General features: G+C 64.2%; 22 protein-coding genes. 10 read left to right on the top strand and 12 right to left on the bottom strand.

The features are described from left to right. Positions 1 to 4: 4 nt before the first annotated feature. The 3 genes from LJF34_RS05720 to srp19 form a co-directional block, all read right to left on the bottom strand. The gene (locus tag LJF34_RS05720; RefSeq protein ID WP_231183841.1) at positions 5 to 1,048 is read right to left on the bottom strand and encodes a presenilin family intramembrane aspartyl protease PSH; all 1,044 of its coding nucleotides are present in this window, start codon (positions 1,046 to 1,048) and stop codon (positions 5 to 7) included. Between the two features lie 80 nt (positions 1,049 to 1,128). Next, on the bottom strand, positions 1,129 to 1,356 hold the full coding sequence (locus tag LJF34_RS05715) for a Gar1/Naf1 family protein (protein ID WP_231183840.1): 228 nt from the start codon (positions 1,354 to 1,356) through the stop codon (positions 1,129 to 1,131). Beyond that, positions 1,356 to 1,637, bottom strand: a complete 282-nt coding sequence (gene srp19 / locus LJF34_RS05710) for a signal recognition particle subunit SRP19 (protein ID WP_231183839.1) — start codon at positions 1,635 to 1,637, stop codon at positions 1,356 to 1,358. The genes LJF34_RS05715 and srp19 overlap by 1 nt, the downstream gene beginning before the upstream one ends. A gap of 255 nt (positions 1,638 to 1,892) precedes the next feature. Here srp19 and LJF34_RS05705 point away from each other — a divergent pair, with 255 nt between their 5' ends. After that, positions 1,893 to 2,276, top strand: a complete 384-nt coding sequence (locus tag LJF34_RS05705; protein ID WP_231183838.1) for a hypothetical protein — start codon at positions 1,893 to 1,895, stop codon at positions 2,274 to 2,276. 82 nt (positions 2,277 to 2,358) lie between these two features. On the opposite strand, the gene LJF34_RS05700 is transcribed toward LJF34_RS05705, so the two are convergent. Further along, positions 2,359 to 3,444, bottom strand: a complete 1,086-nt coding sequence (locus LJF34_RS05700; protein ID WP_231183837.1) for a PGF-CTERM-anchored ABC transporter substrate-binding protein — start codon at positions 3,442 to 3,444, stop codon at positions 2,359 to 2,361. A 60-nt stretch (positions 3,445 to 3,504) separates the two neighbouring features. Between LJF34_RS05700 and btuC the strand changes: the two genes are divergently transcribed. After that, the gene (btuC, locus tag LJF34_RS05695; RefSeq protein WP_231183836.1) at positions 3,505 to 4,614 is read left to right on the top strand and encodes a vitamin B12 ABC transporter permease BtuC; all 1,110 of its coding nucleotides are present in this window, start codon (positions 3,505 to 3,507) and stop codon (positions 4,612 to 4,614) included. Further along, positions 4,611 to 5,948, top strand: a complete 1,338-nt coding sequence (locus tag LJF34_RS05690) for an ATP-binding cassette domain-containing protein (RefSeq protein ID WP_231183834.1) — start codon at positions 4,611 to 4,613, stop codon at positions 5,946 to 5,948. Before btuC ends, LJF34_RS05690 begins: the two co-directional genes overlap by 4 nt. A gap of 37 nt (positions 5,949 to 5,985) precedes the next feature. On the opposite strand, the gene LJF34_RS05685 is transcribed toward LJF34_RS05690, so the two are convergent. Continuing rightward, positions 5,986 to 6,294: a hypothetical protein gene (locus LJF34_RS05685; RefSeq protein WP_231183832.1), complete on the bottom strand. Its 309-nt coding sequence runs from the start codon at positions 6,292 to 6,294 to the stop codon at positions 5,986 to 5,988. Positions 6,295 to 6,657: 363 nt separating this feature from the next. Between LJF34_RS05685 and crtI the strand changes: the two genes are divergently transcribed. Genes crtI through cruF form a run of 3 tightly spaced genes read left to right on the top strand, consistent with a single transcriptional unit; the run spans position 6,658 to position 9,804 of the window. Continuing rightward, positions 6,658 to 8,145, top strand: coding sequence for a phytoene desaturase family protein (crtI, locus tag LJF34_RS05680; protein WP_231183830.1), 1,488 nt, complete (start codon positions 6,658 to 6,660; stop codon positions 8,143 to 8,145). 8 nt (positions 8,146 to 8,153) lie between these two features. After that, complete coding sequence (locus LJF34_RS05675) at positions 8,154 to 8,981, top strand: prenyltransferase (protein ID WP_231183829.1); 828 nt, start codon at positions 8,154 to 8,156, stop codon at positions 8,979 to 8,981. After that, entirely contained in the window at positions 8,974 to 9,804 is an 831-nt protein-coding gene (cruF, locus tag LJF34_RS05670) for a bisanhydrobacterioruberin hydratase (RefSeq protein ID WP_231183828.1), read from the top strand. The genes LJF34_RS05675 and cruF overlap by 8 nt, the downstream gene beginning before the upstream one ends. Before the next feature lie 29 nt (positions 9,805 to 9,833). On the opposite strand, the gene LJF34_RS05665 is transcribed toward cruF, so the two are convergent. The 3 genes from LJF34_RS05665 to LJF34_RS05655 all read right to left on the bottom strand — a co-directional run bounded on the left by LJF34_RS05665 (position 9,834) and on the right by LJF34_RS05655 (position 11,529). Beyond that, the gene (locus LJF34_RS05665) at positions 9,834 to 10,148 is read right to left on the bottom strand and encodes a spore germination protein GerW family protein (RefSeq protein ID WP_231183827.1); all 315 of its coding nucleotides are present in this window, start codon (positions 10,146 to 10,148) and stop codon (positions 9,834 to 9,836) included. A gap of 220 nt (positions 10,149 to 10,368) precedes the next feature. After that, positions 10,369 to 10,668 (bottom strand): hypothetical protein, encoded by a 300-nt coding sequence (locus LJF34_RS05660; protein WP_231183826.1) that lies wholly within the window; start codon positions 10,666 to 10,668, stop codon positions 10,369 to 10,371. A 66-nt stretch (positions 10,669 to 10,734) separates the two neighbouring features. Beyond that, complete coding sequence (locus LJF34_RS05655) at positions 10,735 to 11,529, bottom strand: winged helix-turn-helix domain-containing protein (protein WP_231183825.1); 795 nt, start codon at positions 11,527 to 11,529, stop codon at positions 10,735 to 10,737. A gap of 82 nt (positions 11,530 to 11,611) precedes the next feature. Between LJF34_RS05655 and LJF34_RS05650 the strand changes: the two genes are divergently transcribed. The 3 genes from LJF34_RS05650 to LJF34_RS05640 all read left to right on the top strand — a co-directional run bounded on the left by LJF34_RS05650 (position 11,612) and on the right by LJF34_RS05640 (position 13,739). Then, the gene (locus tag LJF34_RS05650) at positions 11,612 to 11,971 is read left to right on the top strand and encodes a hypothetical protein (RefSeq protein WP_231183824.1); all 360 of its coding nucleotides are present in this window, start codon (positions 11,612 to 11,614) and stop codon (positions 11,969 to 11,971) included. 108 nt (positions 11,972 to 12,079) lie between these two features. Further along, positions 12,080 to 12,859, top strand: coding sequence for a GHMP kinase (locus tag LJF34_RS05645; RefSeq protein ID WP_231183823.1), 780 nt, complete (start codon positions 12,080 to 12,082; stop codon positions 12,857 to 12,859). A 46-nt stretch (positions 12,860 to 12,905) separates the two neighbouring features. After that, the gene (locus tag LJF34_RS05640; RefSeq protein WP_231183822.1) at positions 12,906 to 13,739 is read left to right on the top strand and encodes a heme-copper oxidase subunit III; all 834 of its coding nucleotides are present in this window, start codon (positions 12,906 to 12,908) and stop codon (positions 13,737 to 13,739) included. A gap of 1 nt (position 13,740) precedes the next feature. Here LJF34_RS05640 and LJF34_RS05635 read toward each other — a convergent pair whose 3' ends face one another. Genes LJF34_RS05635 through LJF34_RS05625 form a run of 3 tightly spaced genes read right to left on the bottom strand, consistent with a single transcriptional unit; the run spans position 13,741 to position 17,032 of the window. Then, positions 13,741 to 14,160: a VOC family protein gene (locus LJF34_RS05635; protein WP_231183821.1), complete on the bottom strand. Its 420-nt coding sequence runs from the start codon at positions 14,158 to 14,160 to the stop codon at positions 13,741 to 13,743. Positions 14,161 to 14,210: 50 nt separating this feature from the next. Further along, complete coding sequence (locus tag LJF34_RS05630; protein ID WP_231183819.1) at positions 14,211 to 14,771, bottom strand: hypothetical protein; 561 nt, start codon at positions 14,769 to 14,771, stop codon at positions 14,211 to 14,213. After that, complete coding sequence (locus LJF34_RS05625) at positions 14,771 to 17,032, bottom strand: DUF6789 family protein (RefSeq protein ID WP_231183817.1); 2,262 nt, start codon at positions 17,030 to 17,032, stop codon at positions 14,771 to 14,773. The genes LJF34_RS05630 and LJF34_RS05625 overlap by 1 nt, the downstream gene beginning before the upstream one ends. A 172-nt stretch (positions 17,033 to 17,204) precedes the next feature. On the opposite strand from LJF34_RS05625, the gene coxB reads away from it, so the two are divergent. Further along, a complete protein-coding gene (coxB, locus tag LJF34_RS05620; protein ID WP_231183816.1) occupies positions 17,205 to 18,017 on the top strand; it encodes a cytochrome c oxidase subunit II in 813 nt (270 codons plus the stop codon). A gap of 21 nt (positions 18,018 to 18,038) precedes the next feature. Here coxB and LJF34_RS05615 read toward each other — a convergent pair whose 3' ends face one another. Next, a complete protein-coding gene (locus LJF34_RS05615) occupies positions 18,039 to 18,407 on the bottom strand; it encodes a hypothetical protein (RefSeq protein WP_231183815.1) in 369 nt (122 codons plus the stop codon). Between the last annotated feature and the right edge of the window lie 218 nt (positions 18,408 to 18,625).

The raw sequence follows: 18,625 nt of genomic DNA, 5'->3' as shown, positions 1-18,625 counted from the left end.
CCTGTTACAGTCCGAGCGCCTTCAACAGCGGAATGCCGCTGGCCAGCGCGCCGAGGAGATAGCCGCCGATAGCGCCGCCGTTCAGAAGGGGAAGTCCGGCGTGTGCTCGACCCTTCATGACCATCCAGAGGAGGATGACCAGTCCGACGAGGGTCCCGACCATTGCGGTCAGGGCGGGCAGGTTGAGCGCGATACCCGAAACGAGCGGTTCGGCGGGGGAGAAGAAGGCCGCGCTGGCGACCATCACGGTCGGCATGACGGCGTCGCCGAGGCCGATGAAGAAGGCATCCCGACTGTGGTCTTCGGCGTCCGTTTCGTGCTCCGTGCCCTCACCACCGTCCACCGCTTCTTGGTTCATCTCGTCCTTGCTCGTCCCTCGTTCTTCCATCCCGTCCTCGTTCACCGCCCCTTCGCTCGTGGCCTGTACCGTGTCCTCGATGAAGGAGTACGAAAGCGACAGCGGAATCACGAGGATGACGGGTATCTTCAGGTCCATCACGCCCGAGGCGAGCGTGAGCATGTGTTCCGTCCCGTAGACGCTGATGGCGTCGTACACCGCGAGCACCGCGAGCAGGAGGATTGCGGGGAGCAGGCCGAAACTGATGCCGAACAGACCTGCCGCCCCGGCCCCCATCACGACGCCCGCCGAGTCGATGACGTACCACTCGGGATAGAGCAGGAGGGCGACCGAAACGAGCGCGGCGGCACCCCACGCGACGACGTTGAACGCCGTTCCGCCGAGCGTCACGGTCACGACGTCCGGAATCACCACGCTGAACACGTAGAGCGAGAGCATCCCGCTCGTGACGATGATGATGGCGCGGAGAATCCACTCCACGCCGAGTTTGATGACCAACAACATTCCCGCCGTGAAGACGAGGATGACGCCGATGTAGACGAGGCTGTTCGTCGGGTCGGACGGGTCCTCCACCGTCTGGTAGCCGCTCGTCTTGAACGGCCCGACCAGCGCCAACGCGCCGAGTTGCACCGCCAGAAAGATGGCGACGGTGAACCCGGAGGCGACGAACTCCCGCGTTCGAGTATCCATACGCGGAGAAGGAAGTGCCCCCTCTTTTCGGTTTTGGGTTCGTCGGGCGACTGGTAGGTCACGAACCGTACACGAAGCCGCTAGCGGGCGTAGAGTTTCGACCCGACGAGGGTCGCCAGTTGGGTTTCCTCGTCCGGCGACACCGCCACGTACGGCCGCGAAACCGGACCGAACACGTCGACGACCCGACCGACCGTCGACAGTCCCTCGTCAACCACGTTCGTTCCGATGTTCGGATACTCCTCGCTCGGCGACCGAACGATGGCGAGTCCTTGGGCCGTCCGAACGACCTGTCCGAGTCGCTGCATCAGTTGCGCATGGCCGTGACGTACGCGGCGACGGCCTGAATGAGGTCGTTCTTGGAGGAGTCGTCGGCGTTTTGCACCAAGACCCGGCCACGCGCTTCCCATCCCTCGCGGGAGTAGGCCTTGTCGCGTTCGATGACCGTATCGTAGCCGACTTGTTGTACTGCTCGGGCTATCTCGTCCACCGTCGGGTCCTCGACGGCGGACCGCTCGGGCACCCGCCGCCCCTCGCCGCGGGTCAACGCCGCGTCGATGTAGGCGGGCCAGATGACTATCTCGACCATACCTACCTCTCCACAGTCCCGCGTTAAACGCCTTTTCGTGTCACGCCGAGGGTGGTTCGTCCGCTGATACGGGCACTCCCATCACTCGGTCGAGCCCCTGCCGAACTGGAACACTTTGCAGCGGACTGCAACCGCGAATGCGACGATTCCGATTTCGGGAACGGGCCTCGGTAGGGGCGAAACGTAGATTTAAGTGGAAAAGACGAATCGATGACTGGTAGAAGAATGGACATTATTTCACACCGGGCGGTTCGCGTGAGCTCATACGTACTCGCCGGATTGGTACTCGTCGTCGCCGTCCTCGTCGTCGGTATTCTCGATCCGGTTCCCGTTCCGGCGGTGCTCCCGTCTCTGGCGAGTGGTACACCGATGACCGACGGTTCCCTTTCGGTAGCCGTTTTCGTCGGACTGCCACTCGCTCTTGCAGTGGTTGTGTTACTACGGTCAGCGTCCCGAACGCCGGTAGAAATCGTTCTCGGCCTGCTCGCCGTCCCGTGTCTACTCGTCGGTCTGTGGGCGGTTTACGACTACGCCGTATCCGCTTCGGGTGTGTACTGGGGCGGTCCGTTTACCATCGCATCCGGGTCGATACTGGCGTTCGTGGTCCTCGTCGATGCTGGACTCTCGTACTTCGTCTGAACGACGATTTCGACGCCACGATTCCGTTCGAGGAACCTGTAGAAGTAAAAAATGGAGGTTGAAAATTTAGACGAACCCTAATTCAGTCGCGACGCGTCAGCAGTCCGACCAGCGCGAAGGCGACGATGGCGACGGGAACGCCGAAACCGGGTTGGCCGGAGGACTGCGTCGTCGTGGCGGCGTTCGTGGTCGTGGTCGTCTTCGAGTCCATCGCGTCCGTGGTCGTTTCCGTCTCGTCGGCCGCCGTCGTGGTGACGTTGGCCTGCGCGTACGCCTCCGGGTGGAGCGTCTTCGCCAGTTTCGAGATCGGCGTGACGATTTGCGGGGCGGGTTGGCTCACGTAGTTCGGGTTCAGCGCGACCGTATTGTTCCCCTTCGCGGCCGGGGTGTCGCTGTAATCCTCGGGAACCTTCGCGCCCGCCGAGACGATGAACCACTCGGGTTGCTGTTCGACGACGACTTCGCTGCTTATCTGCTGATACCCCTCGATTCCGGCTTCCGCGGCGACGTTCGTCCCGCCGGCCTGCGTGATGATGGTGTCCATGAACGTGTCCGTCCCGGCCGTGAACCCGCCGCTCATCACGTACATGACTTTGGGACTGTCCTCGCCCTCGACGGCCTGATGGACGGTGTCGATGCGGTTTTTCATCCACGAGACGGTTTCCTTCGCTCCGCCGCACTCGCCGGTGAGTCGGCCGATGCGTTCGGTCTTCGCGTAGATGTCGTCGATGGACTTCGACTCGCGGAATTTGTACACCGTCAGCCCGGCACTCCGGAGCTTTTTCACCGTCTCGTCGGAGATGACGTTCGGCGCGAGAACGAGGTCCGGGTTCAGCGAGACGACCTTCTCGGGAACGACCGCCGTCATTCCGGCACCCGAGACGTTCGTTTTCGCGCTCGCCCCGTCGAGGTACGCGGAGTATTTGGAGACGCCGACGACCTTCGATTTCCCGCCTATCTTCCACATCGTCTGGGCCGCGCTCGGCGAGAGCGTGACGATTCGGTTCGGTTCCTCCGCTATCGTGACTTGCGTGCCCGTCGCGTCGGTCTTCGTGACCGGGAACGAGCAGGTCTCCTGCGCACCGGCGACGCCCGCGCCGACGCCGACTCCGAGGGAGCCGACGGTCGCGGCGAGGAGCACCAGTGCGGAGAGCAGTAGGTGTCGCATACATCGGGCGTCGGCCGTATTCAATAAATATTTATCTAAAGCAACTTCACTTTCAGAGAGATGCGATACGGGACGCGCGTGACGACGTGGTGTGCGGGATTGGCGGCGGCGCTCGTCGCCGTCGTGTTGGTGAGCGCGGCCATCGGTCCGACGTCGCTCTCGCCCCTCGTCGTCGGGAAGGCCATCCTCAACGCGATCGCGGTACCGACCGGTCTTCGGTTGGGAACGCGGGCGCTCGTCGTGCCGGGTGGATTGGCGGTCGGCGTTCCCACCTTCGACTTTCGGTACGGACACCTCTTCTCCTTCGCGGTTCCCCACACCGCACAAATCATCGTCGTTCGGCTTCGACTGCCGCGAATCGCCCTCGCCGGGGTCGTCGGGTTCGCCCTCGCCACCGCGGGCGTCGTGATGCAGGGGTTCTTCCGCAATCCGATGGCCGACCCGTCCATCATCGGCGTCTCCTCCGGAGCGGCCGTCGGCGCGGTTGCGACCATCGCGCTCTCGATTTCGATACCGTTCGCGCTCCCGATCTTCTCGTTCGCGGGCGCTATCGTCGCGGCATTCGCGGTGTACCTGCTGGCGACGCAGAACGGGCGAACGCCCGTCGCCACCCTGCTCCTCGCGGGTATCGCCATCCAGACCCTCCTCGGGGCCGTCGTGTCCTTCCTCCTCCTGCGAAGCGGGCGAAGCCTCCGCGAGGCCGTGTTGTGGCTGATGGGCCACCTCCACAACGCGTCGTGGACGAAAGTCTGGATCGCACTCCCCGTCGCCGTCCTCGGCTTCTGTGTCCTCCTCGCGTTCGCCGCCGACCTCAACGTGCTCCTGTTGGGCGAGGAGGACGCCCACAACCTCGGCGTCGAAGTCGAGCGGACGAAGCGCCTGCTGCTGACCGTCGCCAGCGTCGTCACCGCCGCCGCCGTCGCGGTATCGGGCGTCATCGGCTTCGTCGGCCTCGTCGTTCCGCACGTCATGCGCCTGTTGGTCGGCCCGGACCACCGGATCCTGCTCCCCACAAGTGCGCTCGCCGGGGCCGTGTTTCTCGTCGCAACCGACACCGTCGCCCGCTCGGCCATCGGCGCGGCGGAACTCCCCGTCGGCATCGTCACCGCGTTCCTCGGCGCGCCCTTCTTCCTCTACCTGCTCCGCAAACGCGAGGTGCGCTCGCTGTGATTCGAATCGAGGACGTCTCGGTAACGCTCGGCGGCACCGAAATCCTCGACGGCGTGTCGTCCGAGGTCGACGACGGACGGTTCGTCGGCCTCGTCGGGCCGAACGGTGCGGGAAAAACGACGCTCCTCCGCGCGATGAACGGCGTTCTCTCGCCCGACTCGGGTCGCGTCCTCGTGGACGGCGAGGCCGTCGGTTCCCTCTCCTCGAAGGCCGCGAGTCGCCGCGTGGCGACGGTGCCACAGGACACCTCGCTCTCGTTCGACTTCGACGTGCGCGACGTGGTCGCGATGGGTCGAAACCCGTACCGCACGCGTTTCGGAAACGAAATCAGGGAAGCGGGGACCCGAAACGACGGAACGAACGGGAAAGCGGAGACGGACGGGGAAGCGGAGACGGACGGAGAACCGAGAATAGACAGGGAAACGGGAACGGACGTCGTGACACGCGCGATGGACCGAACCGAGGTGTCCTCGTTCGCCGACCGCTCCATCACCGAGGTCAGCGGCGGCGAGCGCCAGCGCGTGTTGCTGGCGCGAGCGCTCGCACAGGACACCCCGGTCCTCCTGTTGGACGAACCGACGGCCAGCCTCGACATCAATCACCAAGTCAGAACGTTCGAACTCGTCCGCGAACTCGTCGCGGACGGGAAAACCGTCGTCGCCGCGATTCACGATTTGAACCTCGCCGCCCACTACTGCGACGAACTCCTGCTCCTCGCGGGCGGGTCGGTACTCGCCAGCGGTTCGCCCACGGCCGTCCTCGAAGAGGAAACGCTCCGCGAAGCGTTCGATGCCCGCGCAGTCGTCTCCCGACACCCTGTCACCGGTTCGACGTACGTGACGGCACTGCCCGAGCGACCTGCCGGAAGCAACGGTGAGAACGGTGCAGACGCCAGTAGCGGTCGAGTTCACGTCGTCGGGGGCGGCGGAACGGTCTCGCGTCTCCTCTATCTGCTTTCCGCGGCGGGGTACGAGGTGTCCGTCGGCGTGCTGAACGAGGGCGATTCCGACCTCGAAACCGCACGGCTACTCGGACTCGATACGGTAACGGAGGAACCCTTCGCACCCATCGGGGCGGACGCACGGGCCGCCGTGGAACGCCGGATCCGTTCGGCCGACGTGACCGTCCTCGCCGACGTGGAAATCGGGGCGGGCAACGTGGCGAATCTGGAAGCCGTCGGCGACGCCGAATCGGTCGTCGTCGTGGAAGAACGTCCCTTCGAGGAGAGAAACTACGCCGGGAGCGATGCGGCGGTGCGGTACCGGACGCTCCGCGAGCGAGCGACGGTCGTCTCCCCGGACGATTTACTCTCGGCCGTTTCCGATGCGGTCTGACCCGCCGTGGCCGAACGGCACGGGTTCGCGTCGGGAGTCAGGTCCGATTCGCGTGGAGTCGCTGAACCAGTTCGAACAGCATCAGGGCGGCGAAGGTACTCGCCGCGAGCATGACGATGGCCGCGACGCCGACCGGAACGGACGGCGCGACGACCGCCGCGGTTCCGAGGAGGGCACCCGAAAGGAGCGCCGTGAAAAACCGTTTGATGCCGCTGAGCGAGGCGAACGTCTGTGCGACCGTCGGGTCCAGACCGACGATTCGTGACCAGACGACGTACAACGAAACGACGGCGAGAAACGAGAGCGCGGCGACACCCAACAACAGAAAGAATGCGTCTAACTCCACGTGGGATTGACCCTGTTGATACTCATGGTGGGGCGTCAACACATAAGCCTATCGAAGGTTTTCACGGAAAGCAAGTGAGAGAGTGCCGTGTGGGTCTACGATCTCCCGGGATGAGAACTTACGTGGGAGGATTGGTGACACTTTGGGAGGAAGCCAACCTCCCGCCAGAGCCTCCGGCGCCGCCGAGATTCACGTTCACACTGGCACCTGAACGCGCCCGAGTCAGGAAGGGGCGCATCTTACCGTAGGATACTCGCCACCTTTGTTATACGCCGACTAAACGGTCGAAAATCCGATCGTTTTCGCGCGAAACCCAACACGTCCGGGAGTCGTTTTTATCTGACTCGAACCCGGACATCCGGTATGAATCTCGCGGACAGCGCCGTGATCGTCGTCGGAAGTGGCTTCGGTGGACTTTCGACCGCGTGTTATCTCGCCGATGCGGGCGCGGACGTGACGGTCCTCGAAAAGAACGAACAGCTCGGCGGGCGCGCGAGCAGGCTGGAGGCGGACGGGTTTCGGTTCGACATGGGACCCTCGTGGTACCTCATGCCCGACGTGTTCGAGCGGTTCTTCGGGCACTTCGACCGCACGCCGGGCGACTACTACCGTCTCGAACGACTCGACCCGCACTATCGCATCTTCTTCAAGACCGACGGCGAGGAAACCGACGCCGTCGATATTCTTCCCGAACTGGAGAAGAACAAGGAACTGTTCGAGTCGATCGAACCGGGCGCTGGCGAGGCGTTGCAACGGTATCTCGACCAGTCCGAGCGGAACTACGGCGTCGGGATGGAACACTTCGTCTACACCGACCGTTCCCGGTTTCGCGATTACGTCTCGATGGACGTCGCGAGAAACGCCCGCGGCCTGAACCTCCTCGGGTCGATGCAGGACCACGTGGAGGGGTACTTCGATAACCCGCGACTCCAGCAGATAATGCAGTACACGCTGGTCTTCCTCGGCGGGTCGCCGAACAACACGCCCGCGATTTACAACCTGATGAGCCACGTGGACTTCAACCTCGGCGTCTACTACCCCGAAGACGGCCTCGGCGGCGTCGTGGACGGCATCGTCGAACTCGCCGAGGAGTTGGGCGTCGAGTTCCGAACCGACTACGAGGTGACGGACATCACGGGCAACGAGGGGGACTTCTTCGTCCACAGCGGCGACGAACGACTCGCCGCAGACCTCGTGGTGAGCGACGCGGATTACGCTCACACGGAACAGGAACTCCTCCCGCCGAAGTCCCGGCAGTACGACGCCGACTACTGGGAGTCACGGACGTACGCGCCGTCGGCGTTCCTCCTGTATCTCGGCGTCGAGGGAGACGTGGAACCGCTCGCCCACCACACGCTCGTCCTGCCCGAGGACTGGAACGACCACTTCGAGGAGATATTCGACGATCCGGCGTGGCCGGACGACCCGGCCTACTACCTCTGCGTACCGAGCGAAACCGACGATTCGGTCGCGCCCGAGGGACACAGCAACCTGTTCGCGCTCGTTCCCATCGCGCCCGGACTCCCCGACGGCCCGGCGATACGCGAACAGTTCCGCGAAAAGCTGTTGGACGACATCGAGGCGAACACGGGCGTCTCGCTCCGCGACCGTATCGTCTTCGAGAAGACCTTCTCCGTCTCGGAGTTCGCCGACCGATACAACAGCACGAAGGGAACCGCGCTGGGACTCGCCCACACGCTCCTGCAGACCGGGCCGATGCGTCCCGGCCATCGTTCGCCGACGGTCGACGGCCTGTACTTCACCGGGTCGTACACGACGCCCGGCATCGGCGTCCCGATGTGTCTCATCGGCGGTCAGCACACCGCAGACGCCATGGTCGAGGATTACTAACTTCCACCGTGCTCCGTTCCCTCCTCACGCTGTCGCGGCCGCGCTTCTGGCTCTATCTCGCCGGGCCGGTACTGGTAGGCATCGCCTACGGCGCGTCCACCGTCGGCGACTTGCTCTCCCCCATCTCGGTCGCCCTCTTCGTCTACTTCCTCCTCCCGGCCAACGTCTTCCTCTACGGTATCAACGACGTGTTCGACGCCGACGTCGACGAGGGGAACCCGAAGAAAGCGGAGCGGGAATCGCGGTATCGCGGCGACAGGACGGTTCCGATTGCGGTCACGGTCTGTGCCGCCCTCGGCGTCGGATTCCTGCTCGTCACGCCGTCCGCGGCGTGGCCGTGGCTCGTCGGCTTTCTCCTCCTCGGCGCGGAGTACTCCGCGCCGCCGCTCCGGTTCAAGACGACGCCGTTCCTCGATTCGCTCTCGAACGGACTGTACGTCCTTCCGGGTGCGGCGGCCTACGCCGCGCTGTCCGGGACGCAACCGCCGTTCCTCGCTGTTGTCGGGGGATGGCTCTGGGCCATGGGGATGCACACGTTCTCCGCGATTCCCGACATCGACCCCGACCGTCGCGCCGGGATTCGAACGACTGCAACGGTTTTGGGCGAGTCCCGAACCCTCGCCTACTGTGCGATTTGCTGGCTCTTCGCGGCGGGCCTGTTCGCGATCCTCGACGTTCGCGCCGGAGCGCTTCTGCTGGCGTATCCCCTCCTCGTCGTCGCGTGGGTCGTCCGCGACGTGAACATCTCGCGCGCCTACTGGTGGTATCCGGCCATCAACACCGCCGTCGGGGCCGCCCTGACCGTGGGCGGTCTGTGGGGTGTCGTCCGTGGATAGACGCGCAGCGGAGGCGCGGTTATCCGCGCTCGTCCGCGAGAACCGCTTTACCATCGCCGTCGTCTTCCCGCTCATCGGTGCCCTGCTGTTCGTGGTGGGTTACGAAGCGTGGGTTCCCGCATGGCTCGCGCGAAACCCCTTCCTCATCATCTTCGGGACGCTCGTCATGCGCTCGCCGCTCGTCGCCGGGTTCGCGCCGCTCGTGGACCGGCGGGCGGGTATCGCGCTCGTCCTGCTCACGGCGTACACCTACCTCATCGAGTTCGTCGGCGTGACGACGGGCTTCCCCTACGGCGATTTCCACTACGTCCTCGAACTCGGGCCGATGCTGTTCGGGACGGTTCCGGCGGGACTGCCGGTGTTCTTCTTCCCGCTCGTGCTGAACAGCTACCTGCTCTGTCTCCTTCTCCTCGGTCCGCGGGCGGACTCGCGGTTCGCCCGATTCGCGGCCTCGCTCGCCGTCGTCGTGGTCATCGACCTCGTGTTGGACCCGGCGGCCGTTGCGCTCGGATTCTGGACGTACGCGGACGGCGGGGCGTACTACGGCGTCCCGCTCGTGAACTATCTCGGCTGGATCGTCAGCGGTGCCGTCGCGGTCGGTTTGGTCGAACTCGGCTTCGACTGGCGGGCGCTCCGCGACAGGCTCGACGACTGCGAGTTCATGCTGGACGACATGGTGAGCTTCGTCATCCTCTGGGGCGCGATGAACGCCTACTTCGGAAACTGGATTCCGGCGGGTATCGCCGTCCTGTTGTTCGTCGGTCTCAGGAGAATCGACCGGTTCGACTTCGCCGTCTTCCGACCGACTGGAACATCCCGCTGAGCGCGAAATAGGGGGATGAGGGAACCCGTTCAGTTTCGATAGCCGACGAGGAGGCCGATGGCGATTCCGACGCCGAGGGCCACGAGCGTCCGCCGCGAATCGGAAAACCGCACGAATCGCGTTCCCTCGGGCGATACTTCGAGCGCGCCGACCGGCCCTGCCCCCGCGCCGCCGCCCATTCGACTGCCGTTCGTGCCCCCGACCCCACCGAACCCGTAGCCGACCTTCGCGACGGGGATGATCGTTCGATTGCCGATCTGTATCGGTGTTCCGTACACCGTTTCGACCCCCACGTTTCGACGGAGTTGCCGGAGCAGGGCTTCGAGTCGTTCGAATGCGTCCATATTTCCCCGAAAACGAAGGAGGGACAAATGATTTCGGATGCCATACTATCCATTCCGAACAACATCTGACTAATGTGAACAATATGGCACAAATAGGTACATATATGTTCTATCACCTCCATCGGTGAATTGTGGCGAGGTCAGCGTTGTCGTGACATATCACACGTCATCCATCAACTACCCACACATCAACACATCGCACAACACGTTTCCTTGCCACTCATCCGTCAGTTTTTTCGTGCCGCTCGGCGCGACCCTGTACCCATAGTCCGACGCCGAGCGACCAGCATCCGACTCCGAGACCGATGAGTCCCATCGGGAGTCGCCCCCGTGGGTTTCCGAGTGCCGCCTCAACCGGCACGACGTGAACCAGCACGTCTACTGCCGCCGCAACCGACGCCGTGCGTCCGAAAACGGTAGCGATGCCGACGATGACGAGCGGAAGCGAGACGACGACCGTCGCCGCTCCGAAAACGATGGCGATCGCTCCGGCCCGGTGGGTCGCTTCTGGGTCGAGCATCGGCCGTCCCGGGAGACGACGCCGATTCCCTTAGAGACGACGCCGAGTCCGTTACGTTGCCCCCACTCACCGTCGCCGGTACCAGACGAGGACGGCGAGGACGAGAATCAGCGCGCCGCCCGCGAAAAAGAGCACACCGGGCGGAATTCCGGCACCCGACGCGCTTTCGGCGACGGTTCGCGTCGTGGTCGTGGCCGTGTGCACCGCCGTCGTCGTCACATCGTGTGCCGTCGTCGTCGCGGCTTCAGCGGTGGTTCGGGCCGCTTCGTGGGTGGTTCCCCCGTCCCCGCCCGCCGCGTGGGTTGTCGTCGCCCCGTTCCCGGCGCTACCTCCCGAGCCAGCATCCGCCGCGGTCGTCGCCACCTTGTCCCCGCTGTCGGAGCTCCCACCGAACTTTGGGAATATTGGGCCGATGACCGGCCTGTTCGTGGCGAGTCGCTGCACGACGAGGCTCGCCAGTCCGAGGATTCCGAGGCCGCCGAACAGGTTCGAGAGGGCGGATTTCAGCCCGACCGTGTCCGATTCGTTTCCCGCGAAGAGGACGAGCGGTTCCGCCGTCGGCGCGTACACCTTCATTTCCCGGCCCTTGCTGGAGTAGGCCGTGTCCGCGACTTCCACGAGATTTCCCTCTTCCAACTTTCCGAGGTGGTACTGGACGTTCTGAAGCGACGTCTCGACGCGGTCCGCGATGGTCGCGGGCGTCGCCGGCTCTTCGTACAGTGCGGCGAGGATGTCGCGGCCGGTCTGTGAGGAGAGCGCCGCGACCAGCGCGTCCGCCTCGTCGCTGTCGACGCCGACGACTCGCGGGTCGCGGTCCTCGTCCGCGACGGAATCGACGGTGGAGGGCAGGAAGTCGACCATACCCTACCATCCCAAGCGGGGATTATAACGTTGCCCGACGAAGCCGTTCCACGTATTTTATTACGACCCGCTGAAAACGCATGTGTCGGTAAGCGAAGAAATGGACGGCGACGACAACTCGTTACGAGTACTGTTGCAGATACTCTCGGAACCTCGCCGACGGTACGCGTTGTACCATCTCCGACGGCACGAGGAGACCACCGTCACCCGTCTCGCCGACAACGTCGCGGGGTGGATGGACGCGGAGCGGAGCGAACCCCTTTCGGGACAGGAACAGGTTCACATCTACACGGAACTCCATCACACGGACATCCCACGGTTCACCGCCGCCGGAATCGTCCGCCTTCACGAGCAGGAAGAACGGGTGGAGGTCGTCTCGTTCCCCGACGTTCTCTCCGACCTCCTCGACGTGACGCTCGAATTCGACGACGGCGCGATGTGAACGCCGCCCGCCGTTTTATACGCGGTCTAAACCCGCCGCCGGGGGCGATTTTCAGACGGCAGTCCGTAGACAGGGGGATTGAAGGACCGTTTTCGCCTCGATAGGGATATGAGAGCGTTCGCTCCCGGAAGCGTGACGGCGGTGTTCGCACCGGCCGAGTCAGCCGACGAATCGAGAGGCGCGAGCATGGCCATCGAGGACGGTATCGTCGCGTCGGTACGGTCCGCGGACGAAACCGAGATACGACTCGACGGCGAGACGACGGAGTTCGACCCCGTCTCCGGCGTCCTCGACGGGTTGGGGCTCTCCGCCCGCGTGGACCTCGAAGCCGGGATTCCCATCGGATGCGGCTTTGGCGCGAGCGGGGCGGCCACCCTCGCAACCGCGCTGGCGGCGAACGAGGAGTTCGACCTCGGGCGTTCGCGGGAGGACCTCGTGCAGGCGTCGCACGTCGCCGAAGTGAACGCCGGAACCGGACTGGGCGACGTGTTCATCCAGACGGCCGGCGGCGCGTTGATGAACAAGGGGTCGGGCCGCCGCCGCTGGGAACCGACCGACACCATCGAGTACGTCTCGTTCGGCGGGATGGCGACCAGCGAGGCGCTGGGCGACGCCAACCTGATGGCGCGAATCGGACGCGTCGGCGGAAAGACGCTCGATGCCCTTCCCCACGAACCGTCCCTGGAACGCCTCACGCGGGATGCGTGGTCGTTCGCGCGCGAAATCGAACTGCCGACGGAGCGGGTCCGGGACACCGTGGCCGACGTGGAGGCCGCGGGCGGCGCGGCGAGCATGGCCATGCTCGGGGAAACCGTCTTCGCCGTCGGCGTCGAGGACGCCCTTCCGAACCGAACGAACGTCTCCTTCGACGGCGCGCACCTGCTGTAAAATCGCCGTCGAATTTTTGCCGTTCGACGGCGTGTCTCTATCGGCTATGGCCGACACAGCGGCGTCCGATGCGTCCGCGCACGACGACGAATCGGCGCATCACGAACGGAGCCGATGGCCCATCGTCGGCGCGGCCGGTGCAGGAGCCCTGTACCTCGGCATCGCGCTCGCGATACTGGGTACCGTCTCGGACGTATTTCCGCAAATCGCCGGCGTCGCCCTCGCAGTCGTCGGGTTCGTCGTCCTCGTCGTCGGACTCGCCGGGTGGCTCGACCAAGCCTATCTCCGGAACTATTGGCAACGGGGGACGAGCAAGCGGAAGAAATACTCCTACGAGGCGACAATGGTGACGTTCCTGTTGACCGACCTCGGAACGTTCGGCGCGGTGTTCACCTACTACTTCTTCGTCCGCGCCGGAGCGTGGCCGCCGACGGAACTGCCCGACGTGGTGACGTCGCTCCTCCTCGTCAACACGACGATTCTCGTCCTGAGCAGTTTCACGCTCCACTTCTCGCATATCGCGCTTCGAAAGGGGAAGCGAAACCGCTTCCTCGCGCTCCTCGGCGTCACCGTCGTCCTCGGGGTCGGCTTCGTCGCCGGGCAGGCCTACGAGTACTACGACTTCATCGTCGGAGAGGGTTTTTCGCTGACCTCGGGACTGTTCGGCAGCGCGTTTTACGGCCTGACGGGGCTGCACGGCCTTCACGTCACGCTCGGCGTGATTCTGTTGTTCGTCCTCCTCGGGCGGGCGTTGCGCGGCCAATACGATTCGGAGCGGGACACGTCGGTCAGCACCGTCTCGATGTACTGGCACTTCGTGGACGCCGTCTGGATTTTCCTCGTCGTCGTGCTGTACGTCGGGTCGAGCGTGGCGGGGTGAGTCACTCCCGCGCCGGTTCGACGAAGAGGAGCTCGTTCCCCTCCGGGTCGAGCGCGATAACTTCGACGCCGTACTCCCGTTCCCGCGGTTCGGACGCGAACTCGACGCCGCGAGCGCCTAACTCCTCGTAGGTCGCGTGACAGTCGTCCACTTCCAAACCGATCATCGGATTGTGGCCGACCACGCGTTCGTATCGATCGGCGTCCCGGCCGTCGAACCAGTCCGGCGACCTGAGGATGATGTGGACGCCCTCGCGTCCGGCGGGTGCGACGGTGAGCCATCTGTCCTCGCCCATCTCGCTGTCCTCCTTCTTCTCGAAGCCGAGCGTCTCGGTGTAGAAGTCGAGGGCTTCTTCCTGGTCTCCGACTATCAGCGCGAAATGCGTCACCCGGGAAACGTGCCCGGTCGGTTTCTGTGTCATGGTTCCCCCAAAGAACGAACGACGGGCACCACGATATACGCGAGCGAAAGTTAGCGATTCGCCTCGCGTGCTCGCTCCTCGCGTTCGAGGAGCTTTCGGTACAGCGGCGGCGTGAGAATCCCGAGCGCGCCAAGGAGGATGGACACCACGCCGAGCGGGAACAGGAGCGGGTCCACGGCGAGACACGGGTTCGCGGAGGAAATGGTCACGTACCGGGTGGTCCCGCCGGACGTGACCAGAACGCCCCGATCGAACGCTTGCCGATGGACGAACCGGCCGTTGACCTCGCCGATGTCCCGAGGATTTTCGAGCGCGTCCTCGAACGCCCGACGTTCCGCGGGCGAAAGCTCCTCGATTCCGAACCGTCGGAGGGGGTCCTCCCGCGTCGCCGCCGTCAACTGCTCCGTCGCGCCGGGCGAGTAAACGACGATGGACGGGCTTCCACAGAGGTTCAACTGGGATTGGACGACTGCGTAGCCCCCCAGCGTCCCGCCGGCGATGCCGACGGCGACGAGGAGCGTTCCGAAAAACGGCGCGCCGTAGGTCAACAGCGTCTCGGAGAGCGGACTCTCGTCGTCGATGGGTTCCACGTGGCGCTCGCCGTCGCTCATCAGCTAACCCCCCAGCGTTCGGCGAGGTACTCGAACGTGGCGGACAGTCCGAAGCCGTAGAACCAGTGGGCGATGAGGACGAACACGCCGTACGCGAGGAGCTGAAGCCCGGTCTGCCCGGTGTAGAAGGCCAACCCGAACCCGGCGGAGATTATCGTGGCGAACGCCAATCCGGTGACGATGCGCGGACCGCCCGGGAGGTATTCGGCCAAGACGGCGAAGAGGAGCGCCCACGTCGTCATCCCCCCGACGAGGAAGAGGAGATAGCCGACTACGACGCTCTGCTCGCCGATGAATCCCGCGAGGTCGGAAAACGAGGAGAGGTCGAAGACGCCGAGAATCGTCGCGGTGAACAGCACGCCGGACATGAGCATGGTCCCGACGAAACCGCCGATGGCCGCCGCGCCCGCGACGCGCGGAAGCGTGTTGACCAGCGGTTCGACGCCGACGAGGACGTTGGGGCTCCCTTCGCCGGGGACGCTCGTCGAGGAGGGTCGGGTCGTCTCGGGTTCGGTCGGTTCGATGCCGTATTTGGCCTCCAACCGCCGTTCGAACCACTGCCACTCGCGGGTGAACTGGTGGGTGCGCTTTAGCCCCCACACGTCGGCGGTTTGGACCGGCCTCCCGTTCCAGTAGGACCAGAGCATGTTGTAGAGCCACAACAACACCGAGATGCCGATGAGGTACGCGCCGATGGTGGCGACCTGCTGGAACGGTACGAACTCGGGCGGGTAGACGGCGTAGCGTCGCGGGAGGCTCAGCAGACCCATGACGATGAGCGTCCCGAAGGTGACGACGGACCCGACGACGAACAGCAGGGACTGAAACAGCGCGAGTTGGCGGTCGTACATCCGCCCCGTCAGGATGGGGTACCAGAAGTAGCTCGCGGCGACCATCATGAACGGGATGATACCCATCAGAATCATGTGGAAGTGACCGACGACGTAGTAGGTGCCGTGGAAGACGATGTCGACCGGGATGGCCGCGAGGAAGACGCCCGTCACGCCGCCGACGACGAAGGTGCCGATGCTGCTGATACAGAGCACCATCGGTGCCGTGAGCCGAACCCGCCCCGACCAGATCGTCGTTATCCAGTTGAACGTCTTGATGGCGCTCGGCACCGCGATGGCGATGGAGACGGCCATGAAACTCGCGCGAAGGCGCGGGTCGATGCCCGTCGTGAACATGTGATGGGCCCAGACGCCGAACGAGAGCACGCCGATACCCATCGTGGAGTAGACGATGAACTTGAACCCGAACAGCTTCCGGCCCGCGAACTTCGGGAGGATGAAGCTCATCAGCCCCGCCGCAGGGAGGAAGATGATGTACACCTCGGGGTGACCGAAGAACCAGAACAGGTGTTGCCAGAGGAGCGGTCCGCCGCCCTGTGGCGCGTAGAACGTCGTCCCGAGTACCCGGTCGGAAAGAAGCATGAGGGCGGCGCTTCCGAGCAGCGGGAAGGCGAAGATGATTATCCCGCTCGTCACGAGGATGTTCCAGACGAAGATGTCGAGGGAGTCGAACCCGATGTCCTCGGCGCGCTCGTAGAAGATGGTGACGATGAAGTTGATGGCCCCGAGGGTGGTGGCGATGCCGGACAGGTGCAGGCCGAGGAGCAGGAAATCTATCTGCGGGTTCGTACTCTGGATGGAAAGCGGCGTGTACAGCGTCCACCCGAGTTCCGGGTCGCGGAGCGTCCAGAAGAACTCGAAGAGGGGTCCGTGGACGCCGAACAGGCGGAGGAACTGGCCGACGACCTGTGCTGGAAGGCCGCCACGAACGAGAAGCAGCGAGGGAGGAAGCAGCCAGAACCCGATGGCGTTCAGGCGCGGGAACGCCATGTCGTCCGCGCCGATGAGTAGCGGAAGGAAGTAGTTCGCGATGCCGAAGAACACCGGCGTGACGAAGAAGAACAGCATCGTGAGGCCGTGTGAGGTGAACAGCGCGTTGTACGTCTCGGTGGACCAGATGCTCGCGTTGGGCGTCAGCAACTCCGTCCGCATCATCATGGCTTCGATGCCGCCCCAGAGCGCCGCAAACGTCCCGAAGATGATGTACAGCGTCCCGATTTCTCGGTGGTTCGTCGTCGTCGTCCAGTGGGTGATACCTCGCCACACCGAACCGAGGTCGAAGTCGAACTCGCGCCGCGCGGGATAGCCGCCGTCCGGTTCCGCGGCCCGCCCCTGTGACCGTCGCGCGAGTAGCCAACAACCGGCGACGACGAGGAAGAGTGCAGTGAACTCGACCAGCGCTCGATTCATCGTCGGAACCCCTCCCGGTAGCGTTCGCTCGTCCCCCACCCCTCGTGCATACTCACTCGTGTCAATGGCGACCACGATAAAAGCGCAGGGCGCGTTCGCCATTTCTGACACATAAAATACAGTTCACCGAGCGCACGATAGCTATATCCGCACGTCTGTTGACTCGGGAACGATGCGAGTTCGTCGCAGGGGGGCATCTCGGTGGGGGACGCTGGTGTGCCTGTTCGTCGTCGCCGGAATCGCCGCCGTCCAGCCAGCGGTCGCACAGTCGGTCAACAAACGCCTCATCGACTCGCTCAACTTCCAACTCGCCTACGTGGCGCTGCCGCTGACGCTCTTCGTCGAAATCATTCTGGCCTACGCGGTCTTCCGGTTTCGGAACAACGACGATCCGCTTCCGACGGCGGAAGACCCGCCGCTGGAAATCACGTGGACGATCGCAACCGCCATCATCCTGCTGTTCGTCGGCGTCGCCGCGTTCACCGTGCTGACGAGTCCGTACATCACGCCGACCCAACCGTCGGGCGGCGCGGGGGCGGACGGCGGCGCGAAGGCGGGCCTCGCCGACGCCGCGAACGGGAACGACACCGTGACGGTTCGCGCCCTCGCCTACCAGTGGGGATGGCAGTTCGACTATCCGGGGACGAACGTCACGACGCACGACGAGCTCGTCCTCCCGGCACACACCGACATCTACGTTCGGATGACCTCCGCGGACGTGATACACGCCCTGTTCGTCCCGCAACTCGGGGTCAAACAGGACGTGTTTCCCAGTAAAACGACGGTGATCCACACGCGCGTTTTCGAACCGGGAACGTACCGCGGCTACTGCGCCGAGTTCTGTGGAACCGGTCACGCCCGCATGCGAACGAACGTTCGCGTCCTCCCGAGGGATGAGTATCGGCAGTGGCTCGATAATTCGACGGGGAAGGACAACGCGACGGTGAACGACAGTTCGACGACGAACGGCAACGCGACCGGATAAAAGGGTTCTCGGCGGTCGTATCTACGCTTCGTCGCTGTTCGAGACGTGAACGTTTTCGAGCGTCAGGCCGATGTTCTTCAGCGTCACGTTCACGTGGCCGACCTCGTAGGTCTTCCCGTCGAACGAGACGTGAAGGCCGTCGATGGACATCGTGGAGCATTCGAGCGTGTACTGTTGCTGGTCGACGTCGAGGTTCGGGAATCCCGGCCCGGACAGGGTCGTGTCCGCGACGGTTATCGTGGCGTCGCTGATGGTGATGTCCTGTCCACCCACTTTCGTGACGGTGCTGTCGGTGGCCTGTCCATCGGCGAGCGCGACGCCCGCGCTTGCGCTGAGGAGGAGGGCGACTATCGACATGGTTGCGAGGAGTCTCCGCGGTGTAACTCTCATGGTACTCCCTTCTCCGACGCCAACGGGAAAAAACAGCGTAGATAGTTTCGACGGTTCTGTCGAGTCCACGGCCGTTCATTGAGGGGCTTCCTCGTTTGAAAGAACCGTCAAAAAGTCTTGTGATGCGTTTTGAGCGTTCTACCGTCCGATTTCTCTCGCTCGAAATCGGACGAGAAATCGTGTGGTCGTTGTGGGCTCGTTCGCCGAGATAGGGTCGC

This window comes from Haladaptatus sp. DYF46, assembly GCF_021083305.1.
GTDB lineage: Archaea > Halobacteriota > Halobacteria > Halobacteriales > Haladaptataceae > Haladaptatus.
The sequence above is the reverse complement of the archived record's forward strand: the minus strand, read 5'-3'. Positions and strand labels throughout refer to the sequence as shown.

Coding starts and splice junctions, on each gene's coding strand:
- LJF34_RS05720 (WP_231183841.1), bottom strand. CDS start 1,048: ATGGATACTCGAACGCGGGAGTTCGTCGCCTCCGGGTTCACCGTCGCC.
- LJF34_RS05715 (WP_231183840.1), bottom strand. CDS start 1,356: ATGCAGCGACTCGGACAGGTCGTTCGGACGGCCCAAGGACTCGCCATC.
- srp19 (WP_231183839.1), bottom strand. CDS start 1,637: ATGGTCGAGATAGTCATCTGGCCCGCCTACATCGACGCGGCGTTGACC.
- LJF34_RS05700 (WP_231183837.1), bottom strand. CDS start 3,444: ATGCGACACCTACTGCTCTCCGCACTGGTGCTCCTCGCCGCGACCGTC.
- btuC (WP_231183836.1), top strand. CDS start 3,505: ATGCGATACGGGACGCGCGTGACGACGTGGTGTGCGGGATTGGCGGCG.
- crtI (WP_231183830.1), top strand. CDS start 6,658: ATGAATCTCGCGGACAGCGCCGTGATCGTCGTCGGAAGTGGCTTCGGT.
- LJF34_RS05665 (WP_231183827.1), bottom strand. CDS start 10,148: ATGGACGCATTCGAACGACTCGAAGCCCTGCTCCGGCAACTCCGTCGA.
- LJF34_RS05660 (WP_231183826.1), bottom strand. CDS start 10,668: ATGCTCGACCCAGAAGCGACCCACCGGGCCGGAGCGATCGCCATCGTT.
- LJF34_RS05655 (WP_231183825.1), bottom strand. CDS start 11,529: ATGGTCGACTTCCTGCCCTCCACCGTCGATTCCGTCGCGGACGAGGAC.
- LJF34_RS05645 (WP_231183823.1), top strand. CDS start 12,080: ATGAGAGCGTTCGCTCCCGGAAGCGTGACGGCGGTGTTCGCACCGGCC.
- LJF34_RS05640 (WP_231183822.1), top strand. CDS start 12,906: ATGGCCGACACAGCGGCGTCCGATGCGTCCGCGCACGACGACGAATCG.
- LJF34_RS05635 (WP_231183821.1), bottom strand. CDS start 14,160: ATGACACAGAAACCGACCGGGCACGTTTCCCGGGTGACGCATTTCGCG.
- LJF34_RS05630 (WP_231183819.1), bottom strand. CDS start 14,771: ATGAGCGACGGCGAGCGCCACGTGGAACCCATCGACGACGAGAGTCCG.
- LJF34_RS05625 (WP_231183817.1), bottom strand. CDS start 17,032: ATGAATCGAGCGCTGGTCGAGTTCACTGCACTCTTCCTCGTCGTCGCC.
- coxB (WP_231183816.1), top strand. CDS start 17,205: ATGCGAGTTCGTCGCAGGGGGGCATCTCGGTGGGGGACGCTGGTGTGC.
- LJF34_RS05615 (WP_231183815.1), bottom strand. CDS start 18,407: ATGAGAGTTACACCGCGGAGACTCCTCGCAACCATGTCGATAGTCGCC.